Annotated in this window: 27 protein-coding genes and 1 tRNA gene; 17 read left to right on the top strand and 11 right to left on the bottom strand. The window is 70.1% G+C overall.

What is annotated here, in order from left to right:
- Positions 1-2: 2 nt before the first annotated feature.
- Positions 3-3,137 (top strand): S8 family serine peptidase, encoded by a 3,135-nt coding sequence (locus VFK57_09675; GenBank protein ID HET7695963.1) that lies wholly within the window; start codon positions 3-5, stop codon positions 3,135-3,137.
- Here the strand turns inward: VFK57_09675 and VFK57_09670 are convergent.
- The 7 genes from VFK57_09670 to VFK57_09640 are packed head-to-tail and all read right to left on the bottom strand — an operon-like array spanning position 3,125 to position 7,254.
- The gene (locus VFK57_09670; protein ID HET7695962.1) at positions 3,125-4,339 is read right to left on the bottom strand and encodes a hypothetical protein; all 1,215 of its coding nucleotides are present in this window, start codon (positions 4,337-4,339) and stop codon (positions 3,125-3,127) included. The genes VFK57_09675 and VFK57_09670 overlap by 13 nt on opposite strands.
- Before the next feature lie 60 nt (positions 4,340-4,399).
- Positions 4,400-4,543, bottom strand: coding sequence for a hypothetical protein (locus VFK57_09665; protein ID HET7695961.1), 144 nt, complete (start codon positions 4,541-4,543; stop codon positions 4,400-4,402).
- A 45-nt stretch (positions 4,544-4,588) separates the two neighbouring features.
- Positions 4,589-4,729, bottom strand: coding sequence for a hypothetical protein (locus VFK57_09660; GenBank protein HET7695960.1), 141 nt, complete (start codon positions 4,727-4,729; stop codon positions 4,589-4,591).
- Entirely contained in the window at positions 4,710-6,440 is a 1,731-nt protein-coding gene (locus VFK57_09655) for an asparagine synthase-related protein (protein ID HET7695959.1), read from the bottom strand. The genes VFK57_09660 and VFK57_09655 overlap by 20 nt, the downstream gene beginning before the upstream one ends.
- 9 nt (positions 6,441-6,449) lie before the next feature.
- Complete coding sequence (locus VFK57_09650) at positions 6,450-6,839, bottom strand: lasso peptide biosynthesis B2 protein (protein ID HET7695958.1); 390 nt, start codon at positions 6,837-6,839, stop codon at positions 6,450-6,452.
- A complete protein-coding gene (locus VFK57_09645; GenBank protein HET7695957.1) occupies positions 6,836-7,126 on the bottom strand; it encodes a PqqD family protein in 291 nt (96 codons plus the stop codon). Before VFK57_09645 ends, VFK57_09650 begins: the two co-directional genes overlap by 4 nt.
- A complete protein-coding gene (locus VFK57_09640) occupies positions 7,123-7,254 on the bottom strand; it encodes a hypothetical protein (GenBank protein HET7695956.1) in 132 nt (43 codons plus the stop codon). Before VFK57_09640 ends, VFK57_09645 begins: the two co-directional genes overlap by 4 nt.
- 158 nt (positions 7,255-7,412) lie before the next feature.
- On the opposite strand from VFK57_09640, the gene VFK57_09635 reads away from it, so the two are divergent.
- Together VFK57_09635 and VFK57_09630 are read left to right on the top strand one after the other, a co-directional pair.
- Complete coding sequence (locus VFK57_09635; GenBank protein HET7695955.1) at positions 7,413-7,823, top strand: hypothetical protein; 411 nt, start codon at positions 7,413-7,415, stop codon at positions 7,821-7,823.
- Positions 7,824-7,864: 41 nt separating this feature from the next.
- Entirely contained in the window at positions 7,865-8,863 is a 999-nt protein-coding gene (locus VFK57_09630; protein ID HET7695954.1) for a sigma-54 dependent transcriptional regulator, read from the top strand.
- On the opposite strand, the gene VFK57_09625 is transcribed toward VFK57_09630, so the two are convergent.
- Positions 8,760-9,449 carry a sigma-70 family RNA polymerase sigma factor gene (locus tag VFK57_09625; GenBank protein ID HET7695953.1) on the bottom strand — a complete coding sequence of 230 codons (690 nt, stop codon included), beginning with the start codon at positions 9,447-9,449 and terminating at the stop codon, positions 8,760-8,762. The genes VFK57_09630 and VFK57_09625 overlap by 104 nt on opposite strands.
- Positions 9,450-9,502: 53 nt before the next feature.
- Here VFK57_09625 and VFK57_09620 point away from each other — a divergent pair, with 53 nt between their 5' ends.
- Entirely contained in the window at positions 9,503-9,901 is a 399-nt protein-coding gene (locus tag VFK57_09620) for a helix-turn-helix transcriptional regulator (GenBank protein ID HET7695952.1), read from the top strand.
- A gap of 149 nt (positions 9,902-10,050) precedes the next feature.
- On the opposite strand, the gene VFK57_09615 is transcribed toward VFK57_09620, so the two are convergent.
- A complete protein-coding gene (locus VFK57_09615) occupies positions 10,051-10,395 on the bottom strand; it encodes a helix-turn-helix transcriptional regulator (protein HET7695951.1) in 345 nt (114 codons plus the stop codon).
- 45 nt (positions 10,396-10,440) lie between these two features.
- On the opposite strand from VFK57_09615, the gene VFK57_09610 reads away from it, so the two are divergent.
- From VFK57_09610 to VFK57_09575, 8 genes are all read left to right on the top strand, one after another.
- The gene (locus VFK57_09610; GenBank protein ID HET7695950.1) at positions 10,441-11,097 is read left to right on the top strand and encodes a sigma-70 family RNA polymerase sigma factor; all 657 of its coding nucleotides are present in this window, start codon (positions 10,441-10,443) and stop codon (positions 11,095-11,097) included.
- A gap of 22 nt (positions 11,098-11,119) precedes the next feature.
- A complete protein-coding gene (locus tag VFK57_09605; GenBank protein ID HET7695949.1) occupies positions 11,120-13,333 on the top strand; it encodes a serine/threonine-protein kinase in 2,214 nt (737 codons plus the stop codon).
- Positions 13,334-13,428: 95 nt separating this feature from the next.
- A complete protein-coding gene (locus VFK57_09600) occupies positions 13,429-14,667 on the top strand; it encodes a porin (protein ID HET7695948.1) in 1,239 nt (412 codons plus the stop codon).
- 9 nt (positions 14,668-14,676) lie between these two features.
- The gene (locus VFK57_09595; GenBank protein ID HET7695947.1) at positions 14,677-15,702 is read left to right on the top strand and encodes a sulfate ABC transporter substrate-binding protein; all 1,026 of its coding nucleotides are present in this window, start codon (positions 14,677-14,679) and stop codon (positions 15,700-15,702) included.
- A gap of 6 nt (positions 15,703-15,708) precedes the next feature.
- Positions 15,709-16,524 carry a sulfate ABC transporter permease subunit CysT gene (gene cysT / locus VFK57_09590; protein ID HET7695946.1) on the top strand — a complete coding sequence of 272 codons (816 nt, stop codon included), beginning with the start codon at positions 15,709-15,711 and terminating at the stop codon, positions 16,522-16,524.
- The gene (gene cysW, locus VFK57_09585; GenBank protein HET7695945.1) at positions 16,521-17,378 is read left to right on the top strand and encodes a sulfate ABC transporter permease subunit CysW; all 858 of its coding nucleotides are present in this window, start codon (positions 16,521-16,523) and stop codon (positions 17,376-17,378) included. The genes cysT and cysW overlap by 4 nt, the downstream gene beginning before the upstream one ends.
- Complete coding sequence (locus VFK57_09580) at positions 17,375-18,430, top strand: TOBE-like domain-containing protein (protein HET7695944.1); 1,056 nt, start codon at positions 17,375-17,377, stop codon at positions 18,428-18,430. Before cysW ends, VFK57_09580 begins: the two co-directional genes overlap by 4 nt.
- Before the next feature lie 88 nt (positions 18,431-18,518).
- Positions 18,519-19,721 (top strand): cytochrome c peroxidase, encoded by a 1,203-nt coding sequence (locus tag VFK57_09575; GenBank protein ID HET7695943.1) that lies wholly within the window; start codon positions 18,519-18,521, stop codon positions 19,719-19,721.
- 53 nt (positions 19,722-19,774) lie between these two features.
- Here the strand turns inward: VFK57_09575 and VFK57_09570 are convergent, their stop codons facing one another.
- Both VFK57_09570 and VFK57_09565 read right to left on the bottom strand, forming a co-directional pair.
- Complete coding sequence (locus VFK57_09570; GenBank protein HET7695942.1) at positions 19,775-21,232, bottom strand: tryptophan 7-halogenase; 1,458 nt, start codon at positions 21,230-21,232, stop codon at positions 19,775-19,777.
- A 78-nt stretch (positions 21,233-21,310) separates the two neighbouring features.
- A complete protein-coding gene (locus tag VFK57_09565) occupies positions 21,311-22,591 on the bottom strand; it encodes a PQQ-binding-like beta-propeller repeat protein (GenBank protein ID HET7695941.1) in 1,281 nt (426 codons plus the stop codon).
- 27 nt (positions 22,592-22,618) lie between these two features.
- Here VFK57_09565 and VFK57_09560 point away from each other — a divergent pair, with 27 nt between their 5' ends.
- The 5 genes from VFK57_09560 (at position 22,619) to VFK57_09540 (ending at position 26,821) form a co-directional block, all read left to right on the top strand.
- Complete coding sequence (locus VFK57_09560) at positions 22,619-23,617, top strand: TAXI family TRAP transporter solute-binding subunit (protein ID HET7695940.1); 999 nt, start codon at positions 22,619-22,621, stop codon at positions 23,615-23,617.
- The gene (locus VFK57_09555) at positions 23,605-25,542 is read left to right on the top strand and encodes a TRAP transporter fused permease subunit (GenBank protein ID HET7695939.1); all 1,938 of its coding nucleotides are present in this window, start codon (positions 23,605-23,607) and stop codon (positions 25,540-25,542) included. The genes VFK57_09560 and VFK57_09555 overlap by 13 nt, the downstream gene beginning before the upstream one ends.
- 126 nt (positions 25,543-25,668) lie before the next feature.
- Positions 25,669-26,013 carry a PRC-barrel domain-containing protein gene (locus tag VFK57_09550; GenBank protein ID HET7695938.1) on the top strand — a complete coding sequence of 115 codons (345 nt, stop codon included), beginning with the start codon at positions 25,669-25,671 and terminating at the stop codon, positions 26,011-26,013.
- 199 nt (positions 26,014-26,212) lie between these two features.
- A tRNA-Asn gene (locus VFK57_09545) sits at positions 26,213-26,287 on the top strand.
- A gap of 291 nt (positions 26,288-26,578) precedes the next feature.
- The gene (locus tag VFK57_09540) at positions 26,579-26,821 is read left to right on the top strand and encodes a GIY-YIG nuclease family protein (GenBank protein ID HET7695937.1); all 243 of its coding nucleotides are present in this window, start codon (positions 26,579-26,581) and stop codon (positions 26,819-26,821) included.
- Positions 26,822-26,922 lie beyond the last annotated feature (101 nt).

Here is a 26,922-nt window from a genome sequence, read left to right as displayed (position 1 = left end):
GCATGTCCTTCCAGAACCGGCTGCTCCTCAATCGCGCCGTCCTCAGCGGCCTCCCCTCGATCGAGGTGATGCTCCTGCTCGCCGGGACCGGAGAGCGGGCCGGCGCGGAGGCGGCGCGCGTCTCGTCGCGCCTGACGCAGTTCGGCGGCCGCGTCCGCCACTCCGAACCGGCCATTGGATATCTACGGATCGAGATCCCCGCCGAACGGCTGATCGACCTTGTGGACTCTGCCGACATCGCGGCCTACCAGATCGCCTCGCTGTCGCGTGGAGCGTGGTACCGCGACGGCCCGCCGCTCCGCAACGCGGAACTCTTTCGCGGGTTCGAGACCACACCGATCGCGCCGCCCGAACGCCCATCGACCCGGCCCGACCTGCCCCTGCTGTCGGCCGCGGAATCTCGCAGGCAAGGCTTCACGGCGGACGACGTCGGGGTCGGTCGGTGGCTCGAGGCAAACCCGACTTTCGACGGCCGCGGTGTGACGATTGCCCTGCTCGAAAACGCGCTGCCGTCGTTCGGCGACCCGACGCTGCGCGGCGCCACGACACTCGACGGACGCGACGTGTCGAAGATCGCCGGCATCCTGAACGTGCCGGACACCCCGGGCGCCGACGAGACGCGCGTCGAGCTCGACACCGTCATCGAGGCACGAACCACGTGGACGAGAGTCGGCAACCGGACCTACCTCCTTCCCCATCCCGGCACGTATAGATTCGGCGTGCTCGAACTGCCCGGCGGCGGCAATCTCGTCCACAAGTTCGCCATCGTGGAAGATCCCGCGGATGGAAGCGTCTGGCTCGATGCGAACGGCGACGCGTCGTTCAAGGACGAGACGCCGCTCGCCGACGTCAACGATCGGTTCGAGCCGCGGCCGCTGATCGTGTCGCATCCGCGCAGAGCCGCCGTGCAGTTCGTGATGACGCGCGGGCGCGAGCCGCACGTCGTCCACGTCTACGTCAGCATCGGCAGCCATCAGAGCATGACGCTGAGCGTGGCGGCCGGCAGCCGGACGGACGAAGGGCTGGCGTTCGGGGTGGCGCCCGGCGCCCGCGTGCTCCTCGTACGTGTCGCCTCACCGGATCCGGACCTCGCCAGAGTCTTCGAAGGCTGCGTCGCCGCGGCAAAGCGGCCGGACGTGGACGTCATCGGCGCGTCGCTCGGTGTCGGACTGGTGCCGGATACCGCCGCGGATTTCGCCGGCGAGCTGATCGGACGTCTCGTCGCGGTCTATCGCAAGCCGATCGTCTGGTCGGCTGCGAACACCAGCCAGATGCTGGGAAGCGTCCACGCCTACGGCGCGGCGCTCTCGGTCGGCGGAATCCTCAGCCCGCAGACGTACGCGGCCTTATACGGCGGACGTGCGCTCGATCGCACGATCGTCCATCCCGTCTCTGCAGCCGGGCCATCGCTCGACGGCGCGATCAAGCCGGACTTCCTCGCGCCGATGGAACGCCTGTCGGCCGACCTGCCGTGGAACGCGGGAATCGAGACCTCGCCTCGCAACACCCCGCTCCGGCGCCTGCCGCCCGGGTATCAGATCAGCTGCTGCACCTCGGCGACGAGTCCGTACGCCGCCGGCGTGCTCGCGCTGCTGATCAGTGCCGCGAAGCAAACGGGCGTCTCGTACGCACCCGAGACGTTGAGCCGCGCCCTGCGGACGACGGCGGTGCTCGTGCCCGGGTTCCAGGCACATCAGCAGGGCAATGGCGCGCTGAACGTCAACGACGCCTGGCGTGCGCTCACACGAAGCGGCGATCCGCCGCGCATCACGGCATCGGCGTCGATCCTGCACCCCCTCGCACACTACTCGGCGCGCGGTCTGCAGGGTACGGGCATCTTCGAGGTCGAGGGATGGACGCCTGGCATGACAGCCACGCGCACGATCGTGCTGCGCCGCGAATCGGGGCCGACACGAGCCCTGACCTACGACGTCGATTGGTCCGCCGACGACGGCACGTTCAGCACCGCGCGTTCCGTGACGCTCCCGCTGCAGACGAACGTGTCGCTGCCGGTTCGCATCGCGGTCCAAGAAGCAGGTGCGCACAGCGGATTGCTGACGCTTCGCGATCGAAGTTCGAAGGCGGTCGTCTTCCGCACCCAGGCAACGATCGCCGCAACCGAACGGCCGGATGCCGTCACCGGCGAGATCCGCATGACCGGAACGGTGGGCCTGATGCGGCAGCGAGCCCACTACTTCCGCGTTCCCGCCGGTGTGCGTGCGCTCGCCTTCGACCTTCAGGTCATTCGCGGCGTCATCCGGCCGACCGTCATCGCCGCGCACGGGCTGCACAGCGGCTACTACATGCACGTCCACCCGAACAATCTCGAGTTCATGGGTCCGGGCACCTACCGCCTCGTGCTGCCCAATCCGCAGCCGGGTACGTGGACCCTTCGGATCGACACCGGATCGACTTACTTCTCCATCCCGGGAAGCGGCGTGAAGGGAGACGACAGCGACGCGGAGTACCGCTTCACCGTCGCGCCGCTGCAGGCCACGATCGACACCTCCACACAACCCGATGGAACCATCGCGATCGAGATCGCGAATGTCAGGGGCGCTGTCGCGGAACCGACGCTCCTGATCTCGCCGGCACGCCTGACATCACATCGCCGCAGCTTCAACCCCTCCGGGCTGCCGACTGTCATCGACATCGACGTACCGGCGGAGACGGCGACGCTGTCGCTGCAGTTGCGCGCCGGCGCGGGCGCGACCGCCGAGCTGCACGTCTACGACTGTTCCACCGGCGAGTGCTTCTCGTACGACATCGGCTTCCCCGCTGCCGGCGCGCACACGCTGGTCGTCCGCAAGCCGAACGCCGGACGCTGGGTCGCGGCCGTCAACGCGGCGCCGTTTCCTGCCGCGCCGGGCAGCTTCGTGCTGGACGAGATCGTCACGACCGGGCCGCCGGTCGGGCGAGCTTCGGCGGGAGCACGCGGCATCGGGAACCGCTGGCGCGAAACACTGCCGGATGTCGAGCTGCCCGATGCGGTTGCGGGAAAGACCTCGGTACTGCTGATCGAATTGCTCGACGCTGCCCTGGAGCGCGGCCAGATCGATCGCCCCTGGACGCGGACGCCGCGATTCACGCTGCGCGATCGCCCCGTCGCAATCGGCTCGGGCATCTACCGGCGGTGAAGCTCCATCGCCAAGCGCTTCCGCACGCGCAGCTCGACCTCGTCCGGCGCGGCGCGCAGTTCACCGCGCGCGGCGTTCCGTCTGAATGACTCGAGTCCGCTCCACGCCTGAAAGACCGCCGCGGCGATCTCATGACGGCGCCAGTCGATCCCCTCGAGGGGCGGCGACCAGGCGAGTTCATACGCGGCGTAGCCGCTGCGGTCGCCGCAGCGTCGCGCAAAGGCCGCCAGCGCCAGCGGCGCCGGTCCGGCGAACGAGTCGTCGACGTCGATGAAGCGGACGCGGTCCCCGTCGGCGACTACGTTGGACGGATCGAGGTCCATGGGAATCCACGAACGCGCCGGGGACGCGTCCATCACGTGGGCGCACGCGTCGATCGTCAGGTCGCGTTCGATGCCGGCCGGTGCGGCCGCGGCCCACGCGGCGGCGCGCTCGATCGGCAACGGATCGAGGCTGCAGCCATCCCCGGTCGACAGTGCGAGCCGTTGCTGCACGCGCGCGAGCGCCGTGGCCACCAGTGATGCATCGCGGCATGCGTGCCCGGTGCAGAATCCCGTCAGCCACCACACCGTCGCTGCGGGGCGCGGCGCGAGCGCGAGAGTCGGCGCGAACGAGTCCGGCAGCGCCGCGCACAGCGTCTGCGTGATGCATGCCTCCGATGTTCGTGCCCCAGTCAGCCCCTTGAAGAAGACCCGGGTCCTCGCAGTCTCGACGCCGAGGACCAGCTCGTGCGCGCTGATCCGATAAGGGATCCACTCACGCACGTCGGAGTCGACCGCCGCGCGGATCCATTCGCCCACGTGGGCCGGCCAGTCGAGATTTCCGAATGGGCCGTCGACTTCAGGCATCGCGCCTCGCCGGACGCATCGTGCCAGCGCCCAGGTCTGGTAGTCGAGCACCGACGCCGCGTCGAGCAGCGCGTCCAGCTCGATCCACTCGAGCGGGGCGACGGCGCCACTCCGTGCTCCGCGGGCTGCGACCGCGATCAGCCAGTCGCTGACGCCCGCGTCTATCCTGCCGAGCCACTGCCCCGCGATGTCGGCGGCGAGGCCGCGCGCCGCGCACCATCGCGCGGCCGCGAGTCCGGCGCGGACACGCTCGCCGCACGCGATCGTGGGCCACAGCCAGCGCGGCCCGTAGCGCGCCGCGAGCGCCGTGCCGCGGCGGCGATCGACGATCAGGAGATGCAGCCGTTGATCCATCGGAACAGCGGAACCGGGGGACGACTCCGATGGCCGGATCCGTCCCCCGGTGTGGCCGCCTCAGTCGTCGAGACCGAGCGCGAGACCGGCGGCAGGCTTGGACGTCTCCGAGTCACCGTTGTCCAGCCGGCCTTCGATCTGGCTGCCCTGGACGAGAGCGGACGCCGAGCCGAGGACGACGAGCTCCGGGGCTGCGTACTTCATGGTTGTCACCTCCTTCCATCTGCGGGATGCCGCGCGTGCGGGGCGCTACTCGTCGACGCCGAGCGCGACGCCAACGGGCGGCCGCGTCATGAACGTGGACACGTTGTCCAGATACCCTTCGACGTCGCCGAGGACCAGCGCTGCGGCCGAACCGAGCACCACGAGTTCAGGCGTGGAGTACTTCATCGGTGTTCACCTCCTTCCGTTGTGGCGTTGTAGCGGTGTGACGACGGGCCTGCAGCCACGCCTCGAGCCTGAGCACGGCGTGGATCTCGCCGCCGCTCTCGCCGCCGCCGGCGCTGAGGGCGTGCATCGCGGCCTGCAGGCGATCCGGATCGATCCATCCGCGCTGCACCACTTCCAGGTCACGCACCTGCATTGCGGCGACCGCGCGGCGTGCGGCGCGGTACGCAGCCGGCGGGTAGTAGCCCTTCGAGATGCGGCTGATGATTCGTGGCGGCACGAAGGTCGCGAAGGCGCGCCGCATCAGCGCGCGGGTCGCGCCCGGCGCGCTCAACTGCTCGCCTGGAATCGCGAGCATGAACTCGACGAGCGGCCGGTGCGTGAACGGATAGCTGTAGACGACGTCCGGCGAGCGGTCGGGAATGTCGAGACGCGCTCCAGCCGCATAGCCCAGGAGCATGCGCGCGAGTGGCCGCTTCGAACGACGCACGTCGGCCGGCGGCTCGGGAGCGCGCAGGTCGCGCACCAGCGCGCGCAGGTCCGGCGTCAGGAGTGCGAGGCCGCCGTCCGGTGCGGCGCGACGGTCGCCGGCAAGCAGCCCCCAGGCGATCTCGACGAACGGCTTGCGCGTGGCGCGGCTCCATGCGCGCATGTTGCGCAGCGCCGAGAGCGCGTGTCCGCTCCGCAGATCGTCCAGCACCGCGATGCTGTTGTCGGGCTGACAGCCCATGATGGCGTCGCCAAGCCGCCCGGAGAGGACGAGCCGTCCTCCGCCGGCACGGACGCGCCGCACGGTCGCCAGGCCGACGCCGTGAAGCGCGTAGGGCGTCAGCCACGCGCGTCGTGGGTCGGCGTCGTTCTGGCTCTCCTCGACGCCGACGATCTCGGTTCGCACGCCGACGCGGCGCTCCACCTCCGCGATGAACCGCCGTTCGTCCCCTTCCGGGGAGTGCAGCGTGGCGTGCGACACGAAACGGATTGCCGGCGCGGCGGCTGCCCGGGCGTGGATGAGGAGCCCCGCCATGCACGCGACGGACGACGAGTCGAGACCGCCGCTCAATTCCGCCCACACCGTCTCGCTGGTGCGAAGCCGCGACCGCACAGCGTCCCGCCAGAGCCGCCGCAAATGCTCTTCGTAGGTGCGCGGGTCGCGATAGCGGATGTCGTCGGCGCGCAGGTGCCAGAAACGGCTCTGCGTGATGCCGCCCGTGGCGGCGATCGAGACGCACACGCCCGGCGGCACCGCGTGCACGCGCTCGTAGGGCGTCGTGTCGGGATGCGGCGCCAGCGCCATGAACCGGGCCGCGAAGCGATCGCTCAATTCGTCGGCGCTGCCGGCCCGGACCACGACGTCGGCCAGGTCGGTGGACCACAGCACGCCGTCAGCTGCCCTGGCGTAATACAGCGGCCGCGCGCCCATGTAGTCGCGCGCCAGATGCAGCGTTCTCCGGTGCGGGTCCCAGATCGCGAGCGCCCATTCCCCGACCATCGATCCGAGACCGGCCGTTCGCCATCGCTCGAACATCGAGAGCGCCAGGTCGGCGTCGGCCGCGTCATTCGCCGCGTCCGGCAGTCGCATGCGGATCTCGTCGCCGTTGTCGATCCGCCCGTCGAACGTGGCGGCGAGACCGGAGGGATGCCGGCGCAGGCTCCCGCCGTGGTCATCGAGGACGGCGCCGCGATCGAAGGTGAACGTGCCTGATTGGATCGCCATGATTCCGGTTCAGAGACGATTGAGCACTGTGAAGGCGCGGCGATACTGCGGCAGGTCGTTCACGACACGGCCGTCGATCTCGACCCACGCGTGCGACTCGAAGGGCAGCGGACGGCAGCCGATGACCATTTCGGCGGCGAAGCCGCAGCGGCGCAGCAGGCGCGCCGCGACGAACGAGCGCTGCAGGCAAGCGGCGCGCTTTACGTACCAGACGCAGGCTTCGTCCACGGCCCACACGACGTCCTCCGCCGTCACCAGGGACGGAGGGGCCGATACGCTCGTGCGGCCGAGGAGCGCGCACTGCCGCGCGAACCCCGCCGGACGTCTCAGGTCGAATCGCGCCAGCTCTATCCACGCGCGCGACACCAGCGCGAGACGGCGAAGCGGCCTTGCCGTCATGGCCGTCCGTCCGCGACGACCAGGCCGCGCGCGACGAGCGCCGCAACGAAGGCGGCGACGTCCCGCTCGGCTCGATCGAGTGGAATGGCATACTCGCCGGCGAGGTGCCGGGCGATCTCGCGTCGCGCGCGGCGCTGCTCGAGCAGCTCCCAGATGCGGGCGCCGGCGGCGTTCGAGGAGAGGACGAGGCCGCCGCTCATGTCGAGCAGCACCAGGCCGTCTCCCGAGACCGACGCCCTGACCGAAGGAGACGGGTGGAAGCGATCGTCGTCGATCGTGCGGTTCACGCCCGCGCCTCGCGCAACCGCCGTGCCGCGGCGAACGAGGTGAAATCCGCACGGTTGGACGCGATCGGCGGCGGCGCGGCCGTGCGCGCGCCGTGCGCGCGCGCCTCGCGCAGCGGGAGAGTTGGCATGACCTTCTCGCTTGTCTTTCGGGGTGGAGGGCGCTAGCCTGACCGTGTTCGCTTGCTCGTTTCTCACTGCGCGCGCCCATCCGATCCCTCACCTGGCGCCGCACCCGCTGGCACAGCGGCAAGCCGCGACCCGCACGTCACTCCACGAAGGAGCCGTCATGCCGCGCCGTTCGCCGTCCGCAAAGTCCGTCACCCCCGACCTTCCGCCGCATTTCCGTCACGTCTTCCGCGCCGCGGCGCGTGAATGTCCGAAAGGACACGCGCAGGCGCTGCGGGATCTCACGGCGCTCGCAGTCCGGAAAGTGCCATCGCGGGGCATCTTCGATCCCGCCTCGCGGGGCGACCACGAGCTGTTCACCGCCATCGACGTGATCGCCCGGCGGCATCTCGGGCAGGCGCAGGCGCGCGCGTCGTGGAAGGCGGCCGTGCGCGGCGCGGCGCTCGAGTTCGCCGACCGGGAGCGGATCGAGCGTGCGGCGCTGCACGTGCAAGGCGTGTCGGATACGGCGTATTTCTACGCCGGGCTCGCCTTCGGGCTCACCTGGCTGTCGGTCTACCGCGACCGCTGATCCGGTTGTGCGCTTCGCGCGTGTCAACCGTTTAGAGCGGCGTGGCCCGGATACGCCCGTTCGGCAGGGATCGCTGCCTCGAGCTCGACGCGCGCGAGGACTTCCCCGAGATCGACGGCGTGTCCGCGCCGATCGCGGCCCTCAAGCGCGACATGCGCGCGGTGGCGGCCGATCCGCACGTCAGCGTGCTCATCGCCGGCGAATCCGGGACCGGCAAGGAACGCGTCGCCGAGGCCATCCACCGCGCGTCCCCCCGCGGGTGCGCCCCGTTCGTCGTCATCGACTGCGCGGGAATGCCGGCCACGCTCGCCGAAGACGCGCTGTTCGGGCACGTACGGGGAGCGTTCACCGGCGCCGTCGACGATCGCGCCGGTCCGTTCGAGCGCGCGGACGGCGGGACGGTCCTGCTCGACGAAATCGGCGAACTGCCGGCCGACGTGCAGATGAAGCTGCTTCGCGCGATCCAGTCGCGCACGGTGCAGCGGCTCGGCGGATCGCAGCGGCGCGCGTTCGACGTGCGCGTCATCGCGGCGACGCACGTCGACCTCGCGGCGGCGGTCGCGCGCGGCAGGTTCCGTCAGGATCTCTACTATCGCCTCGACGTCTTCGAGCTCGTGGTGCCGGCGCTGCGGCGTCGAGGGAAAGACGACGTGCGGATGCTGTCGGCGGCGATCGTGAGCCGGCTGGCGGCCCGGCGCGGCCGCCTCCCGCCGGCGATCGAAGAGGCGGTGCTCGACGTGCTGATTGGACACACGTGGCCGGGAAACGTCCGCGAGCTGGAGAACGTGCTCGAGCGGATGGTCGTCGCCGCCGGCGGCGAGCCGGTGTTGACGACGAGGCATCTGCCGCGCCAGCTGCGCTCGACGCAGGCGAGCGCGCCGGTTCCAGCCTTCCCACCGCTCGATCGCGTCGTCGACGCGCTGCACCGCAACGGGTTCAGATTCGGGCGTACGGCGGCGGATCTCGGCGTCTCGCGGCACCAGCTCTACCGGATCGTGAGACGTCATGGCATTCCGCGGCCGGCGAGCGTCGCTCGCTGACGCGAACGCTATGCTGCAGGCGGGCCAGGCCGCGGTAGTAATAGTGGCGCGTGCTCCCCACCGACACGCCCAGCCGCGCGGCGACGTCGCGGAGAGGCAGGTCCTCGAAGCACGTCAGCTCCAGCGTGATGCGCTGATTGACCGGCAGCTGCGCGAACAGCCCGTTCAGGATCCACCGGCACTCGTCGCGGGTCAGTGCCGGGCGAAGGTCCGGCGCCGGCTCGTCAAGGGTCTCAATCGGCTGGCCACCGTATGCGGCGCGGCGGCGGAGCACCGCCTTCCGGCGCAGCGTGCGGTGATAGACGTATTGCAGCAGCCAGACTCTGAACGATCCGCGTGACGGCGCGTAGAGGTGGGCCTTGCGGTAAATCTCCAGGAACACCTCCTGGGTCACGTCTTCGGCCTCGGCGCGATCGTTGAGAATGCGATGCGCGATGCCGGTGACGAGCCGTACGTAGCGATGGAAGATGCGCTCGAGCGCCTCGGCGCGTTTCGCGCACATGTCGCGCGCCAGCTCGGCGTCCGACTCCTCCCCGGCCGCGCCGGCGTCGCGGCCAGGCTCGATAGATGTTACTATCTTGCGCATGTGCCCTCGATAGGTGGTTCTACTGACCAGGGCTGTGCGGTACACAACAGCCTGTGTCTCGTCGGAAGCCGGCACAAGAGAAACCACCACCGCGGCCGGCCGTTCTGCGGCCGCTCGGAGCGCAGCTCCGCCGCCTCCGCCTCGAGCGGCGGATGACGCAGGAAGCTCTCGCTGAACTGGCTTCCTTGAATTACAAGTACATTGGCCGCGTCGAACTCGGGAAGGCTGATCCCGGGGCCGACGTGCTCGTGCGTCTCGCCCGCGCGCTGCGTGTGCCCGTGGGCGAGCTGTTCGAAACGATCACGCCGTCCGCCGGCGCCCCGGTGTGGCCGCCCGCGAGCGAGGCCGCGGACGCCACCGCGGCGCTCCATGCGCTGACGGCGGCGGTCGAACGGCTTCTCTCGCCGAAGCCGCGCCCGCTCACCAGCCGGGCGCCCCGCCGCACCCGTTGACGCGTCCGCGCCGCTTCCGCGCCGCGCTTCCCGAGCCGCGCGTTTTCCAGAAAAGGACGATGACATCTAAAAGTGGCATTGTCAAATCTCAATACCCCTCATCGTTGTTATAACGACAAGGCAAGACCCTCTGTGGAGGGCGGCCGCTGCTACCGTGCGGCGCGAGGCGTTCGGCGGGCGCGGACCGCCTTCACGCGCTGCACGATTTCCACCAGCGTGTCGAGATCGGCGCGGGCGATGAGATGCGCGGCCTCGATGCGGCCGCGGCCGCGGGGAGGGACGAGGAGGTCGGCGGGATCGACCGCCAGGGCGGCGGCAATCCGTCCGAGCACGTCGAGGCCGGCGTTGGTTTCGCCGCGCTCGATCGCGCCGATGTACTTGCCGGAGCTGTGCGCGCGCTCGGCGAGCGTCTCCTGACTGTAGCCGCGCGCGAGACGGAGCCGCTGGATCGCGCGGCCGACGCGCAGGCGCAGCGCGCGTGCGGGATCGGGCATGACGCCCGACTATTCGCCAACCGGCGCGCCGCTTCCACCCGCTATATGCCGGGTTACGCCGATAATCACACCAATTGCACCCTTGAGGCCGGGCGTACGATCGACCTCGAGGGAGTCGTGACTGCGCTGACGCCGGCCGCTGCGCCGCTGCCTACGCCGACAACGGAGCGGCTGCTCGCGCGCGCGCGGCGCGGAGAGGCGGGCGCGCTGGGCCTCCTGATCGCGCGCTGCCTGCCCGATCTCCACAAATGGGCGCACCGGCGGCTGCCCCGCTGGATCCGCTCCGCCGCCGATACGCACGACGTCGTCCAGGATGCGGTGCTCGGAACGCTGGCGCGTCTCGATGCGTTTCAGCCGCAGGGCCGGCGCGCGCTCGCCGGATATCTGCGGACGGCGGTCCGCAACCGCATCGCGGACGAGCACCGCCGCGCCGCCCGCTGGCTGGTCTCGGCCGCGCCTGCTGAGGCCCTGCCGTCGGACGCCGCATCGCCGCTGCAGCAGGCGATCGACCACGAAACCGAGCGGCGGTACCGCGCCGCGCTCGCCCGCCTCTCCACCCGCGATCAGCAGTTGATCGTGGCGCACTTCGAGCTCGATTACTCCCACGCCCAGCTGGGATGCATGATTGGCCGGTCCCCGCATGCCGCACGCATGGCGCTCACGCGCGCGATTGCGCGGCTCGCCGCGCAGATGCGCGACTGAGCCGCCGCCGATCCCGCGCGCCGTGACCCGCGCGTTCGCCGATCGCGCGTCGATCGACTGGAACGCGCTGCTGGCGCGGGTGCGCGATCCTGCCGGGCGCGCCGCGCTCGAGTCGCTGCGCCGTCTCGATGCCTTGCGCGGCGTGCCGGCAGCGTCTGCCGTGCCCGCCGCGCCGGGGGCCGCAACCGGACTGCTCCGCCTGCTGGTCGCGGTGGCCGCCCTGCAGACGCTCGCCGCGCTCATGGTCGCGGCGGCACTCGTCGTCACGACCCGGTCGTTCGATCCCGTCTGGCCGCAGGTGTTCGTCGTCGCCGCGTTCGCATCGGCCGCGCTGCTGCTCGCGTCGGCGTCGGCTCGCGATCGGCGCGTGCTGCTCCTGCTTGCGACGTTCACCTTTGCCGCGAGCGCCTTCGCGCGCGCCATCGTGTCGGCGCACGGTTCCGGTCCGCTGGCGGCGAGCGGCCTGTTCCGCGGGCTGTTCCCGGAGACCTTCGTTCCGGCGGCTCTCTGGCAGTTCGCGATCCTCTTTCCCGGCGTGCAGCGGTTCACCAGGTTCGACGTCTGGTCGCGGCGAATCGCGGCGGGCGTCTGGGCGCTGGGGTCCGCACTCTTCCTGGTGCAGCTCGCCGCCGCGTACGGGTGGGATGCGGCGTGGAGCCGCGCGCTGCACCGCGACGATCCCCGGAACCTGTTCTGGCATCTGTTCGCGGCGGCCGCGCTGCCCGGGTTCGCCACCATCTTCGTGCGCGCGCACTGGTCCGCGCCGGTGGAGCGCCGCAAGGCCGCGCGGCTCGGCGCGGTGCTCGCGGTCAGTGCCGCGCCGCTCCTGGTCGTCGGCCTGTCGCGCCTCGCCTTCTCGAACGTCGACCGCTGGATGCTGACGGCGGACAGCGCGGCGCGCGGTGCCGTGGACGCGCTGGTCTTCTGCGGCCTTGCCGCCATGCCCGTGCTCGCCACGCTCGCGGTCATCGTCGATCGGCCGTTCGAGCTGCGCGCGTTCGGAGGCGGCTGGCCGCGCTTCCCCTCGTCGCCGCGGCGCGAACAGCTCGCTGCCGCGCTCGATCGGCTGCGTCTGGCGCCAGGCGTGCGCGCCATTCCCGCGATGCTGTCGCGCGAGCTGCAGCTCGGCGTGCGCGCGGCGCGGGCGACAGTCGTTCCGGCGGGCGACCTGCCACTGCAGTCGGCGCTGCCGGTGATGCTCGAGGACACGCCGTCGCCGATCGTGCTCGATCGCCACGCCGAGCCATTCCTGCTGCTGCCGCCGGCGGACCGTGCGTGGCTCGACGCGAGAGACGTCTCGCTCGCCGCGGCGATCCGGCTGCGCGATGGATCGCTTGCCGCCATCGTCCTGCTGGGCCCGCGCCGCGGCGGCGGCGCGTACGACCGTACGGATCGCTGGATGATCTCGACGCTGGTCGCCGTCGCTGCGGCGATGTGGGACGCGCGCGACCGTCTCGCGGACACCGCGGCATGGGAATGCACGCGCTGCGGACGCGTGTCCGGCGAGGCGGCCGCGTGCGGGTGTGGCGGCGACCCGATCCCGGCGTTGCTGCCGCGGCGGCTCGCCGGCAAATTCGACGTCCAGCGCCGGCTCGGCGAGGGAGGCACGGGCGTCGTGTACCTGGCGCGCGACGTCACGCTCGGGCGTGACGTCGCGCTGAAGACACTGCCGCGGCGCCAGGGGCACGCCGTCTCGCGGCTGCGCGACGAAGCGCGGTCGATGGCGGCGTTGAATCACGACGCACTCGCCACGATCTACGGTCTGGAGGTCTGGCGCGGCACGCCCGTCCTCGTCGTCGAGCATCTTGCCGGCGGGACCCTTGCCGGCCGGCTGGCTTGCCGGGCGCTGCCGGCGAACGAGGTGATCGCGCTCGGGCAGCGGCTGGCGGACGCGCTCGCTTACATGCACGAACGCGGACTCCTGCACCGCGATGTGAAGCCGAGCAACATCGGCTTCACCGCGGACGGCGCCGCAAAGCTGCTCGACTTCGGACTCTCCGGCGCGGACGGCTCGCCGGCCGGCACTCCAGGCTATCTGCCGCCGGAAACACTCGACGGCGCCGTCGCGGACGCGGCCGGGGATCTGTGGGCGCTGGCCGTCGTCCTGCTGCAGGCGTCAGCCGGCGCGGACGAGCGGCTTCGGGGATTTTTTCGCCAGGCCCTGGCCGCCGACCCCGCGGATCGGTTCCGCTCCGCACGTGAGATGCTGCAGGTGCTTAGCTCATATACAAGTTAATCCGTCATATTTCACGGACAATCCAGCTCAGAGCCAAGCAAACGCAAGATCATTGGGGATTTCAGCGGGCCGCGATCTTGCTCTATCGTCCGGAGATGCGTCTACTCGCACCTTCGTTTTTCGTCATCGCGCTCGCCACCGTGCTGCCCGAATCCGCCGCGGCCCAGGATCGCAGCGCCGCGCCTGCGGTCAGCGCAGGGGACAACGGCTTCACCATTCAGTCGCAGAACGGCGACTATCAGCTTCGTATCGGCGCGCTGTTGCAGGCCGACGGCCGGTTCGCGCCCGGCGATGACGCCGGGCGCGTGGTCGATACGTTCACGATTCGCCGCGTCCGACCGGCACTGCGCGGCAGGCTTACGCGCTACTTCGAATTCACCCTCAATCCCGACTTCGCCGGCGGCACGGTCGTGGTGCAGGACGCGTATCTCGATACCGTCTTCTCTCGCGCGTTCCGCGTTCGCATCGGCAAGAGCAAGACGCCGTTCGGCCTGGAGCGCCTGCAGACGGTCGCCTACATGGTGTTCTACGAGCGCGCGCTGCCGACGGCGCTGGTGCCGAACCGCGATGCCGGCGTCCAGGTCCTCGGGGATCTCGCCGGCGGCCTCGTGAGCTATCAGGCGGGAGTGCTGAACGGCGTGGCGGACGGCGGCAGCGGCGACACCGACATCAGCGATGGCAAGGATGTCGCCGGCCGCATCCTGGTCCGGCCGTTCCAGAAGCGCGGCGCCACGGATCCGCTTCGCGGCCTTGCACTCGGATTCGCCGCGACCGCCGGCAAGCAGGCCGGCGCAGCCGCGCTGCCGACGCTGCGCACGTCCTCGCTGCAGCAGACGATCGTCGCCTATACCGGCGCCGCGGCGGCGGGGACGCGCACGCGCTACTCGCCGCAGGCGTCCTACGTGCATCGCTCGTTCAGCGCGTTCGCCGAGTACGTGCACAGCGAAATGCCGATCGCGTCCGCAGCGGTGCGCGCCGACGTCGCGCACCGCGCCTGGCAGATTGCCGGTTCGTATCTGCTGACCGGCGAAGCGGCCACCGACGGCAGCACCGGCATCCGCCCGCGCGCGAACTTCGATGTCGAGAGCGGCCACTGGGGCGCGGTGCAGCTTGCCGCGCGGTATCACCACCTCGAGGTGGACGAGGCGGCGCGCCGATTCGCGGCAGCCGGCAGTGCGCTCGAGGCGGAAGCGTGGACGCTCGGCGTCAACTGGTACCTGACCCCGAACATCCGCTACCTCGTCAACGTGGAGCGGACGGTGTTCGACCGCGCCGCCGGCAGCGCGCGCCCTTCCGAGAACGCCGTGGTGTTCCGATCGCAGGTCTATTTCTAGGAGTCTGTCGTGAAAAGTTTCCGTCCCGTGATGGCCGTTCTGATCGCCGCGCTGGCGGCCGGCTGCTCGTCCTCTCAGTCGTCATCTGACGCGGGCGGCGCGCCGATCGAGCTGCTGAACGTGTCGTACGACCCGACGCGCGAGCTGTACGCCGAACTCAACACCGCGTTCGCCAGGAGCTACGAAGCAAGCACGGGGCGGAAGGTGACAGTGAAGCAGTCGCACGGCGGGTCGGGCGCCCAGGCGCGTGCCGTGATCGACGGACTCGAAGCGTCGGTCGTGACGCTGGCGCTCGCCTACGACATCGACGCGATCGCGACGTCCGGGCTGCTCGCGGCGGGCTGGCAGAAGCGGCTGCCCGACAACAGCGCGCCCTACACCTCCACCATCGTGTTTCTGGTCCGCAAGGGGAATCCCAGGCAGATCAAGGACTGGAGCGACCTGGTGAAACCGGGCGTCGGCGTCATCACGCCGAATCCGAAGACATCCGGCGGCGCGCGCTGGAACTATCTCGCGGCGTGGGAGTACGCCAGGCGGCAGGCGAACGGCGACGAGGCGAAGACGCGGGCGTTCATGTCGGCGCTCTTCCGCAACGTCCCGGTGCTCGATTCGGGCGCCCGCGGCGCCACCAACACGTTCGTGCAGCGCAAGATCGGCGACGTACTGCTGGCCTGGGAGAACGAGGCCTACCTCGCCCTCGAGGAAACCAGGGGAGAGATCGAGATCGTGACGCCGTCGCTCAGCATCCTGGCCGAGCCGCCTGTCGCCGTGCTCGACAAGGTCGCCGACCGCAAGGGGACGCGCGCCGCCGCGGAAGCCTATCTGCAGTTCCTCTACACCGCCGAAGGACAGGACATCGTGGCGAAGCATCACTATCGGCCGCGCAACGCCGAGGTCGCGCTCAAGCACGCCGCCAGCTTCGCCAGGGTGCAGCTGTTCACCATCGACGAGGCGTTCGGCGGCTGGCAGAGCGCGCAGAAGACGCACTTCGCGGACGGCGGCACGTTCGACCAGATCTACAAACCGGGGACATAGCGCACGATGAACTCCGTTCTCCCCGGCTTCCGCGTCACGCTGGCCTTCACGCTGCTCTACCTGGCGGTGATCGTCCTCGTCCCGCTCTTCGGGCTGCCGGCCAGGACGGCGACGATGGGATGGGACGCGTTCTGGCGCACGGTCACCGACCCGCGCGTCGTCGCCTCGTACCGCCTGACGTTCACGACCTCGCTCGTCGCCGCGATGGTGAACGGCGTGTTCGGGCTGATCGTCGCCTGGGTGCTCGTTCGCTATGACTTCCCGGGGCGCCGGCTGATGGACGCGATCGTGGATCTGCCGTTCGCGCTGCCCACCGCGGTCGCCGGAATCACTCTGACGACGCTGTATGCGCCGAACGGGTGGATCGGACGTCCGCTGGCCGAGCGCGGGATTCCGGTTGCGTTCACGCCGGCTGGCATCACCGTCGCGCTGATCTTCATCGGGATGCCGTTCGTCATCCGGGCGATGCAGCCCGTGATCGGAGAGCTCGAGGCGGAGGTGGAAGAGGCGGCGGCCAGCCTCGGCGCGCGCCGCTGGCAGGTGATGCACCGGATCATCCTTCCCTACCTTCTGCCGGCGTGGCTGACGGGTGTCGCGCTCGCCTTCGCGCGGGCGATCGGCGAGTACGGTTCCGTGGTCTTCATCTCGGGCAACATGCCGATGAAGACCGAGATCACGCCGCTGCTCATTGTCACGAAGCTCGAGCAGTACGATTATGCCGGCGCCACCGCGGTCGCGTTCGTGATGCTGCTGATCTCGTTCGCGCTGCTGCTGCTGATCAATCTGCTGCAGGGCTGGACGGCCAGGAAGGTGGCGGCATGATCGCCGCGGCGCCGACGAACGCGCTCGCGGCCACGGCCGCGGCGCAGCGGCGGGCGCTGACCGAACCGGCGCTGGTGCGCTGGGCGCTGATCGCCGCCGCCGTCGGCTTCCTGGCGCTGTTCCTTCTCGTCCCGCTCGCGCTGGTGTTCGCCGAGGCGCTCGCCAACGGCGCCGCGGCGTACGTGTCGGCGATCGTCGAGCCGGAGGCGCTCGCCGCGTTGAAGCTGACGCTGCTGGCCGCCGCCATCGCCGTCCCGGCAAACACGATCTTCGGGCTGTGCGCCGGCTGGGCGATCGCCAAGTTCCGCTTCCGCGGGCGCTCGCTGCTGACCACGCTGGTCGACCTGCCGTTCGCCGTTTCGCCGGTGATCGCCGGGCTCGTCTTCGTCCTGCTCGCGGGCCGTCAAGGACTGCTGGGACCCTGGCTCGCCGAACACGACGTGCAGATCATTTTCGCCGTGCCCGGGATCGTGCTGGCCAGCATCTTCGTGTCGTTTCCCTTCGTGGCGCGCGAAGTGATCCCGATCATGGAGGCGACCGGTACGCAGGAAGAAGAAGCGGCCCGCGTCCTCGGCGCCGGCGGCTGGCAGACGTTCGTGCGCGTGACGCTGCCGGGCATCAAGTGGGGCGTGGTCTACGGCGTCATCCTCAGCACCGCGCGGGTGCTCGGCGAGTTCGGCGCCGTCTCGGTGGTCTCGGGCCGCATTCGCGGCGTGACCAACACCTTGCCGCTGCACGTCGAGATTCTCTACAACGAGTACCGGTTCCAGGCGTCCTTCGCCGTCGCCTCGATCCTGACGGCGCTGGCGCTCGTCACGCTCGTGCTGAAGACGATTGCGGAGCGACGCAAATGAGCATCGAAGTCCGCCGCTTGTTCAAGACCTACGGCAGCCATCCCGCGCTGCACGACGTCAGCCTGACGGTCGAGCCGGGCGAGCTGCTCGCGCTGCTCGGGCCGTCGGGTTCCGGAAAGACGACCCTCCTGCGGGTGATCGCCGGGCTGGAGGCGCCCGACTCCGGGACGGTGCACTTCGACGGCGGCGACGCCACCGGCCGGAGCGCGACCGATCGCCACGTCGGCTTCGTGTTCCAGCACTACGCGCTCTTCCGCCACATGTCGGTGTTCGAGAACGTCGCGTTCGGGCTGCGCGTGCGCCCGCGCGCCCAGCGTCCGCCGGAATCCGAGATCCGCCGCCGCGTGAACGAGCTGCTCTCGCTGGTGCAGCTCGATTACCTCGGGGACCGCCGGCCATCGCAGCTCTCCGGCGGCCAACGGCAGCGCGTGGCGCTGGCGCGCGCGCTGGCCGTCGAGCCGAAGGTGCTGCTCCTGGACGAGCCGTTCGGCGCGCTGGACGCGAAAGTGCGACAGGAGCTGCGCCGCTGGCTGCGCCGGCTGCACACCCAGATTCACGTCACCAGCGTGTTCGTCACCCACGATCAGGAGGAAGCGCTCGAGCTCGCCGATCGCGTCGTCGTGATGAACGAGGGACGGATCGAGCAGGACGGCACGCCCGAGGCGATCGTCGAGCAGCCGGCCACGCCGTTCGTGCTGACCTTCGTCGGCAACGTCAACATCTTTCACGGGCGCGTGCAGGGCGGCCGGGCGACGCTCGGTCCGCTCGCGCTCGATTATCCGGCGCACGCGTCCAGGGAGCCGCGCAACGCCGTCGGCTACACGCGGCCGCACGAGCTCGAGCTGAGTGCGACGGACACGGGCGACGGCGTCTGGACGATCGTCCGCGACATTCGTCTCGCCGGTGCGCTGGTGAAGATGGAGCTGGCGGACGGGGGGGACAACATGATTCAGGTGGAGCTCGGGCGGCAGCAGTTCGACGCGCTGCAGCTCGGGGTCGGCGCACGCGCCTACGTGACGCCGAAGCGCATGCGCGTCTTCACGTCCGATTGACGCCGCGGCGGCCGCCGCGCGGCGCCGCCGCTGGTGAAAAAACCGTGGCAGCGTCTTCGGCAGCCGCCGCGGACGTAGAGTCTGGTGTATGCGTACCCTCACCCGGCCGGCGATGCTCCTGCTGGCCGGCGGCCTGACGGCGGCGCTGGCGCTGGCGGGCGCGAAGCAGACGGCCGCGCAGGCCCGGATCGCGGCGCTGCCCACCACCGTTCCGGCTCCTCCCGACAATCCGACGACGCCGGATCGCGTGGCGCTCGGACGTCTCCTGTTCTGGGATCCGGTGCTGTCCGGTCCCAGAGACGTCGCGTGCGCGACGTGCCACCATCCGGCGCTCGGATACGCCGATGGCCTGGATCTCTCGATTGGCATCAACGGCGCGGGCCTCGGAACGAACCGCGCGTTCGTCGCCGGCCGGCCTGCGCGCCTCGTGAAACGCAACAGCCAGACGGTGGTGAACGCGGCGTTCAACGGCCTCACCGTCAGCGGCGATCCGTCGCCGCAGACGGCGCCGATGTTCTGGGACCTGCGCGCGCGGTCGCTCGAGGCGCAGGCGCTCGAGCCGCTCAAGGCCCTCGAGGAGATGCGCGGCAGCGCCTACGACGAGGCGCACGCGATCCCGCGCGTCGTCGGCCGCCTGAACGCGATTGCGGAATACCGGCGGCTGTTCGGCCGCGCGTTCGGCGGCTCGCAGCCGGTGAACGCGCAGAATCTCGGCCGCGCGCTGGCGGCGTTCCAGCGGACGCTCGTCGCGGTGAACTCGCCGTTCGATCGCTACATGCGGAGGGATGCGAACGCGATGACGGAGGAGCAGATCCGCGGGATGGAGCGCTTCCAGACGGCCGGCTGCGTGAACTGCCACAACGGGCCGATGTTCTCCGATTTCACCGCGCACGTGCTCCCGGTTCCTGATAACCGCAAGCTGGAGCAGTCGGACTCCGGCGTCGACCAGACCTATGCGTTCCGCACGCCATCGCTGCGCAACCTGAGCGAGACGGCGCCGTACATGCACAACGGCGTCTTCCGTTCGCTGCCCGATGTGATCGACTTCTACCAGCGGATTAGTCGAGGCGGCGGCCGGCGCGGAGGTGGGGGCGGGCGGGGAGGCGGGCGGGGAGGAAATCCCAACGTCGGCCCGGCGGCGGTGGACCCGCTCGTCCGACAGCTGGACCTGCGCGGCCGCGGCCAGCGCGACATCGTCGAGTTCCTGCGGGCGCTCGACGATCCGGCGTTCGACCGGACGATTCCACCGCGCGTGCCGAGCGGCCTGCCGGTCGGCGGACGCGTGCAATAGAGGAAGGCCGGTGGCCGCTCCGGCCGCCGCGCCGTTATTGCGGCGTCCTGCGATCAGCGTGCGACCGGGTGCCCCGGCAGTGTCCAGTAGAACCCGTCAGGGCTGGTGATCAGTCCGCCCGGCCAGCGTGGTGTTTCCGGTGCTGGCGCGGCGGCGGCCGATCCCGGTGTGCGCAGCGCGCGCGGGTTCGGCCGCCCGAGCTCCTCGATGCGGCACAGCGCCTCGCGGCTGCCGGAGCGCTCGAATTCCTTCATGTGCGCGCTGACGCGGCTGGCGGTCTCGAAGATGGTGGATTCCGCCGTGGAGAAGCCGGAGATCAGCCGGACGAACGCTTCGTTGGCGCGTTCGGTGGTGTGGAGGATCTTGCGTGCGCGCCAGAAATACGAGTCTTCGTCCTGGTGCACGTCGTAGAAGCTCACCAGGAAGCCGAAGACGTTCTCGAACTCGGCGCGGTAGCGCCGCTCGAACTCGACCAGGGCGCGCGGCTCGTCCACCCCGCCGCGCAGAATGGTGTTGATCGAACGTGCCGCGAGCAGCGCCGCGTAGGTCGCCAGGTGCACGCCGGACGAGAAGATCGGATCGATGAAGCAGGCGGCGTCGCCGATCAGGATCAAGCCCGGCCGCCAGAAGTGCGTGTTCGTGTACGAGTAATCCTTGCGGACCCGGAAGCGGCCGTACGGGCCGTCGGTGACGCGTGTCGCCCCCGCCAGCAGCGTCCTGATGAACGGGCAGGCGTCGATGAAGCCGCGCATCGCCTGCTCGTGATCCTGCTGCAGGCGCTCGGCGTGCTCGCGCGCGATCACGGCGCCCACGCTGGTGAGCGTGTCCGACAGCGGGATGAACCAGAACCATCCTTCGTCGAACGCCGCGCTCACGACGCTGCCGGCCTGGTCCCCCGGCAGCCGCGCGGCGTTCTCGTAATAACAGAACAGCGCGACGTTGCGGAAGAACTCAGAGTAGACGCGCGTCCCGACGTGGCGGTGGAGCGGGCTGCCGTTTCCGGAGGCGTCGATGACGAAGGCCGCGCGCGCCACCCGCTCGGTGCCGCCCGGGTCGGCAAAGCGCACGCCGCTCACGCGCTCGTTCTCGAACAGCGGCTCGAGCACCGCGTGCCGCTCGCGCACGTCCACGCCGCGCCGCCGTGCGTTGTTCAACAGAATGTGATCGAAGCGCGCGCGCTCGACCTGGTACGCGTAGCCGGCGCCCGCCTTCGCAAGATCCCGTACCGTGCCGAAAGTGAAGTGCCACGGCTCTTCGCGCAGCCCCCAGCGAAACACGCCGCCGAACTTGGGCACGAATCCCGCCTGCTTGATCTCGTCGGTCACCCCGAGCATCGCGCAGATCGCGTGGATCGTCAGCGGCAGCAGCGACTCGCCGATCTGGTACCGCGGAAACGCCTCCTTCTCCAGCAGCAGCACGCGGTGCCCCTGCATCGCCACGAGCGTCGCCGCCGTCGAACCCGCCGGCCCTCCGCCGATGACCACGAGATCGAATCGCTCTTCTCCGCGCATACCGGCTCACTGCGTATGCGCACGAGCGGCGTGCGGATGTACCGCCGGAGTCGTGAGCCCTGGCCGGCTGTCGCCGGCTTACTTGCCGCCGCCGAGGTCGAAGGCGGCGATCGTCTTGCGATCGCGCACGAACAGCCGCGTGCCCACGAGGGTCGGCGGCGTCCACGCGAGGTGATCGAGAATCGGCGCCTTCGCGAGCACCTGCAGGCCCGCCGGCGACACGGTGGCGAGCCCGAGCGTGCCGTCCTCGTCGAGGATCACCAGCTTGTTGTCCGCATGCAGCAGCTGCGCGCGGGCGAAGCTGCGGTCCTGCCAGGCCAGCCTGCCCGACGTGACGTCAACCGCGGTGAGGAACGCCGGACCGAAATCGCCGCTCGATCCGAAGACGTGGTTGCCGACGCGGATCGCCGTGCCGATGTGAATCCGCATCCGGTTGTTGAACCACTTCTCCGTCGCCGTCGTCTTGCCGCCGGCCTGCCGCAGCTCGAGCACCCGGCTGCCGGTGCCGTACGCCGAGGACACGAAGAGCAGATGATCCGACGGCGACCAGATCGGCGTGCTGATGTTGAGCCCCCAATCCGTCTTGTGCGGATGGCTCCACAGCGTCCGGCCGGTGGCCGGATCGAAACCGGCGACCGCGTTGCCGGCGAAATAGAGCAGCTGCTTCTGCCCGTCGACGTCGATGATCGCCGGCGACGCCGGAGAGAACTGGAAATCCCCCGCCTTCCAGACGAGCGCGCCGCTCTTCGCGTTGAAGGCGGCGAGCACCTGCCCGGGGCCGCCCATCGGCACGATCACGGTGTCGCCGTGGAGCAGCGGGCTCGGCGCGTAGCCGCGGTCCGGAGGCTCCGCGTTGTACTCCTTGATCATGTCGTGCGACCAGAGGAGCTGGCCGGTCGCCTTGTTCAGCGCCATCAGCTCCTTGCGGCTGCCGATGGCGAACACGCGGTCGGCGGTGACGAGCGGCGTCGAATGCGGCCCCGCCCCTTCCGAGAAGTTCACCCCCTCGGTCGGCGATGGAAACTTGTGCTCCCAGATCGCCTTCCCCGTCGCCGCGTCGATCGCGGTGACGACTTCCTCCTGGCTGCGCCGGATGGCCGCGAGCAGGCCGAGCGGACGATACATCGTGTAGAGGCGGCCGCCTTCGACGGCGATGGCCGAATGCCCCTCGCCGAGCGTTCGCGACCAGAGCTTGCGCGGGCCGCCCGCCGGCCAGCCGCTCGCCAGACCCGTGGACGGTGACACGAAGTTGCGGTTCGGTCCGCCCCACTGCGGCCAGTCGGCCGGCGCCTGCCGCGCCGCCGGCCCGGAACAGAGACACAGCGCGATCGCCGCCGTGCACAGAAACGTGGTGCGCATGCGGCTGAGAATACACTGGACGGAATCGTGACCGTCAGGAACCTGGCCGCGGCTGCCGGCGCAGCGCTGTGCGCCCTCGGCATGATCGCCGTCGGCTCGAATCCGCGCGAGTTCGCGCGCGCGCACGGCGGCGTGGTGCGGCTGTCGATCGCGACGGGAAACACCGGCGGCGTCTACTATCCATACGGCGGCGGACTGGCCAAGGTGATCGGCGAGTCGCTGCGGGTGCAGGCGACCGCCGAAGTGACCGCAGCATCCGTCGACAACCTCAAGCTGATCCAGCAGCGCAAGGTCGACATCGCGTTCACGCTCGCCGATACCCTCGACGATGCCATCGCGGGGCGCGGCGCGTTTGCGCGCACCGGCCCGATCGAGGCGCGGACGCTCGCCGTGCTCTACCCCAACTACACGCACCTCGCCACCGTCGCCGGCAACGGCGTCGACCGGATCCCGGATCTGCGCGGACGGGTGGTGTCGACCGGTTCTCCTGGCAGCGGCACCGAGGTGATCGCCTTGCGCGTGCTGCGCGCCGCCGGCGTCGACCCCGACCGGGACGTGCGCCGCCAGGCGCTCAGCGTCAACGCGTCCGTCGACGCGCTCAAGGACGGCAAGATCGATGCGTTCTTTTGGAGCGGCGGCCTGCCGACCGCATCGATCCTCGATCTCGCCAGCTCGGTCGGCATCCGCGCCCGTCTGATTCCCAACGACGAAGTCATCCCCGCGCTGCAGCGCCAGTTCGGCGATGCGCTGTACACGCGCCGCGTCATCCCGAAGGGTTCGTACCCGGGGATGACCAGCGAGGTCGGCGTGGTCGCGGTGCAGAACGCGCTGGTCGTGCACGGGAAGATGGAGGAGCCGCTCGCCTACGACCTGACGCGCGTGCTCTTCGAACGGCGCGCGGCGCTGACGGCCATCCACCCCGAAGCGCGCCACCTCTCGCTCCCCTCGGCAGTCGAGGGTTCGCCGGCGCCGTTCCATCCCGGCGCCGAACGCTTCTACCGGGAACGCGGCGCGTGGAAACAGTGAACGGCGCGGCGGCGCCGGTGGAAGACCTCGCGTTCGAATCCCCGACGCGTGATTTGCGGGGGCGGACGGCCACCGTCGCGTGGTTCGTCAGCATTGCGATCTCGGGCTATGCGCTGTACTGGGTGATTGGCGTCATCCAGCCGCAGGCGTATCGCATCACCTTTCTGCTGCTCGCGCTGACGCTCAGTTTCCTCCTCTACCCGCGCGGCCGCGCCGATCGCGCCGGCGTCGCGGCGGCCGACTGGCTGTTGATCGCGGTCGCCGCGGCGGCGCTGCTCTGGCCGCTGGCGGACTTCGAACGGTTCATCTATCGCGCCGCGGATCCGACGCTGACCGACGTCGCGCTCGGCGCGGCGCTGATCGGCGTCGTCCTCGAAGCCACGCGGCGGACGGCGGGCCCGATTCTGCCGGTGACGGCGCTGCTGTTCGTCGCGTATGCGTTCTACGGACCGCTGCTGGATCTCGTCGGCCTCGGCTTCGTCGCGCACCGCGGCTACGATCCCGCGCGCATCGTCGGCACGCTCTACATGACGCTCGAAGGGATCTTCGGCGTGCCGCTCGACGTCGCCGCGACCTACATCGCGCTGTTCACCATCTTCGGCGCGGTGCTCAGCGTCTCGGGCACCGGCGCGTTCCTCGTCGAGTGGGCGCTCGCCGCCGTCGGGCGCAGCCGTCATGGCGCCGGCGCGGGCCGCGCGGTCACGCTCGCCGGGCTGCTGCTCGGCGCGGTGTCCGGCAGCGGCGTCGCCAATACCGTCACGCTCGGCGCGATGACCTGGCCGGTCCTGAGGAAGGCCGGCTATCCGGCGACCACGGGCGCCGCCATTCTGGCGGCTGCCGGCATCGGCGCGATCATCTGCCCGCCGGCGCTCGGCGCGGCGGCGTTCATCATCGCCGAGCTCCTCAACATTCCATACCTGCAGGTCGTCGTGATGGCGATCATTCCGGCGCTGCTCTACTTCCTCGGCGTGCTCCTGATGATCGAGGCGGACACGCGGCGGTTCGGCATGCGGCCGCTCGAGACGGCAGGCCCGCCTCTCCGGGAGCTGACGCGGCGGCACGGCTACCACTTCCTGCCGATCGCCGGACTGCCGATCATGCTCGCAACCGGCACGTCCGCGTTCCGCGCGGTCTTTTACGCGATGCTGCTCGCGATCGGACTGAGCTTCTTCGATCGACGCCATGCGCTCTGGCCGCGCCGTCTGCTCGAGGCGCTCGCGACCGGCGGCAGGAGCGTCGTCTCGGTGGCGGCGACGACGGCGACGGCCGGCGTCATCGTCGGCGTGGTGACGCTGACGGGTCTCGGTCTGAAGATCGCGGGGCTGATCGTCGCGTTTGCGGGCGGCAGTCTGTTCCTGACGGTGTTGTATTCCGCGATCGCCGTCCTCGTGCTCGGCCTCGCGGTGCCGGTGACCGCGTCGTACATCATCGCGGCGGTGATGGTGGCGCCGGCGATGACCTCGGTCGGCGTCCCCGACCTCGCGGCGCACATGTTCATCTTCTATTACGCGGTGCTGTCGGAAGTGAGCCCGCCGACCGCCCTGTCGCCAATGGCAGCCGCGGCGATCACCGGCGGACGCCAGGTGCCGACGATGTGGCTGGCGTGGAAGTACACGCTGCCGGCCTTCGTCTTTCCCTTCGCCTTCACACTCGGTCCGCGAGGGCTGGCTCTGCTGATGCAGGGATCGCTCGCGCAGATCCTGATCGGATCTTCGGTCGCCGCTCTCGGCGTCGTCGCGCTGGCGGCGGGGCTGGGCGGATGGATTCGAGGGCGCGCGAGCGTTGCCGAGCGCGTGCTTGCCGTGGCCGGCGGGCTGCTGCTGTTCGCTCCAGGATCCGCCGCCGCAGCGGCCGGGGCAGCGTCGTTCGCGATCGCGATTGTCGTGCATTTCCTGCGCAGAGACGCCGCGCTACCTCAGCCATAGATGTAGGAGTTGCCGACACGGATTCAGAAACGTTACTGAACCAAACGTCGCTGCCGGGGAACTACGCCATTCCCTGCTGGCCTGCCGTTTGCTGTCGACAGCGGTATGGAGCACGCGGACTCAGGCTTGCGCTACATCGGGGCCGATCACGTCGACACGCCGCAGGGTGCCCTCCAGGGCACGATGGTCGTCGGCCCGCGTCACGAACCCGTCGGCACGCTCGACGGCCTCGTCATCGATCCGATCGAGAAGCAGGTTCGCTATCTCGTGGTGCGATCGCGCAAGCTGCTCAGGAGCCGGCGCCACCTCGTCCCGCTCACACCGGCACGCCTCGATGCCGAGCGGAAGACGCTGCACGTGGACGTCGGCCCGGACGATCTCCGGCGCTTCCAGGAAATCAGTGCCGACACGTTCGAGCGGTATTCGGACGACGATCTGATCGCGGCCCTGTTCCCGTCCCGCGCCGCGTAGCGCCGCGGGGCGGGGTCCCCGTCTCTTACATTCCATTCGCACCATTCGCACGGTCGGCGTGGGTAACCGCGGGTGAGGTGTGCGTCGGGCGGCGGATCCGTCCGGCGTCGCCGTCGATTGCGCGCGCCGCGGCGCATGCGCTACACTTGGGGTTTCCCGGCGGCGCGCGTCTGCGCGCCCGGCGGGCAGCCCGCCATATTCCTCGGTAGCTCAATGGCAGAGCATCCGGCTGTTAACCGGAGGGTTGCTGGTTCGAGTCCAGCCCGAGGAGCCAGCCTTCGCTCGCCTGAACTGCGGGCGAGCTCCGGCCAGGCAGGCGAGCGCGCTACCCCTCTGGCGAAGGCTGTCTCGCCGAAGCTCGCGCACAGGTCAGGCGAGCGAAGGCGGACCTCCTCGCGTGCCCTTTTCGCGACCGCGCCGACAGCAATCGCGTCCCCGTCAACTGCCGTTTCCATCCGGACAAGCGCCGTCCGTCAGGCCGGCCGAGTGTTGTGAAAACGTTCGACAAATCCGCTGGCGTGCCTTATGCCACCGCCGGGGCATGCAGGGCGTTGGAAAGCGGTTCGTGTACATCTTCCGCAGCGAGCGTGATCCTGAACGGCACTATGTCGGCGTGACGGCAGACGTCGACGAACGACTCGCATGGCACAATGGCGGCCCTTCCGCCGTCACGATTCCCTATCGTCCATGGCGGGTGGTCGTGCAGATCGAGTTTGGCGACGAGCGCACGGCGGTGCGCTTCGAGCAGTACTTGAAGTCCGGGTCAGACCGGGCTTTCGCACGGCGGCACTTCTCGCCCGAGCGCTGAGTCGTACTCCTCGCGCGAGCGGTATCCCAACCGCGAGTTGTCCTCGTGGAACAGCTTCGCGCGGCGGACCGGATTCGTCGCGGCGAGCTGGTGGCCGATGC

Source organism: Vicinamibacterales bacterium (genome assembly GCA_035699745.1).
GTDB lineage: Bacteria > Acidobacteriota > Vicinamibacteria > Vicinamibacterales > 2-12-FULL-66-21 > JAICSD01.
Note: the sequence above shows the minus strand (reverse complement) of the source record. Positions and strands in the feature narration are given on the sequence as shown.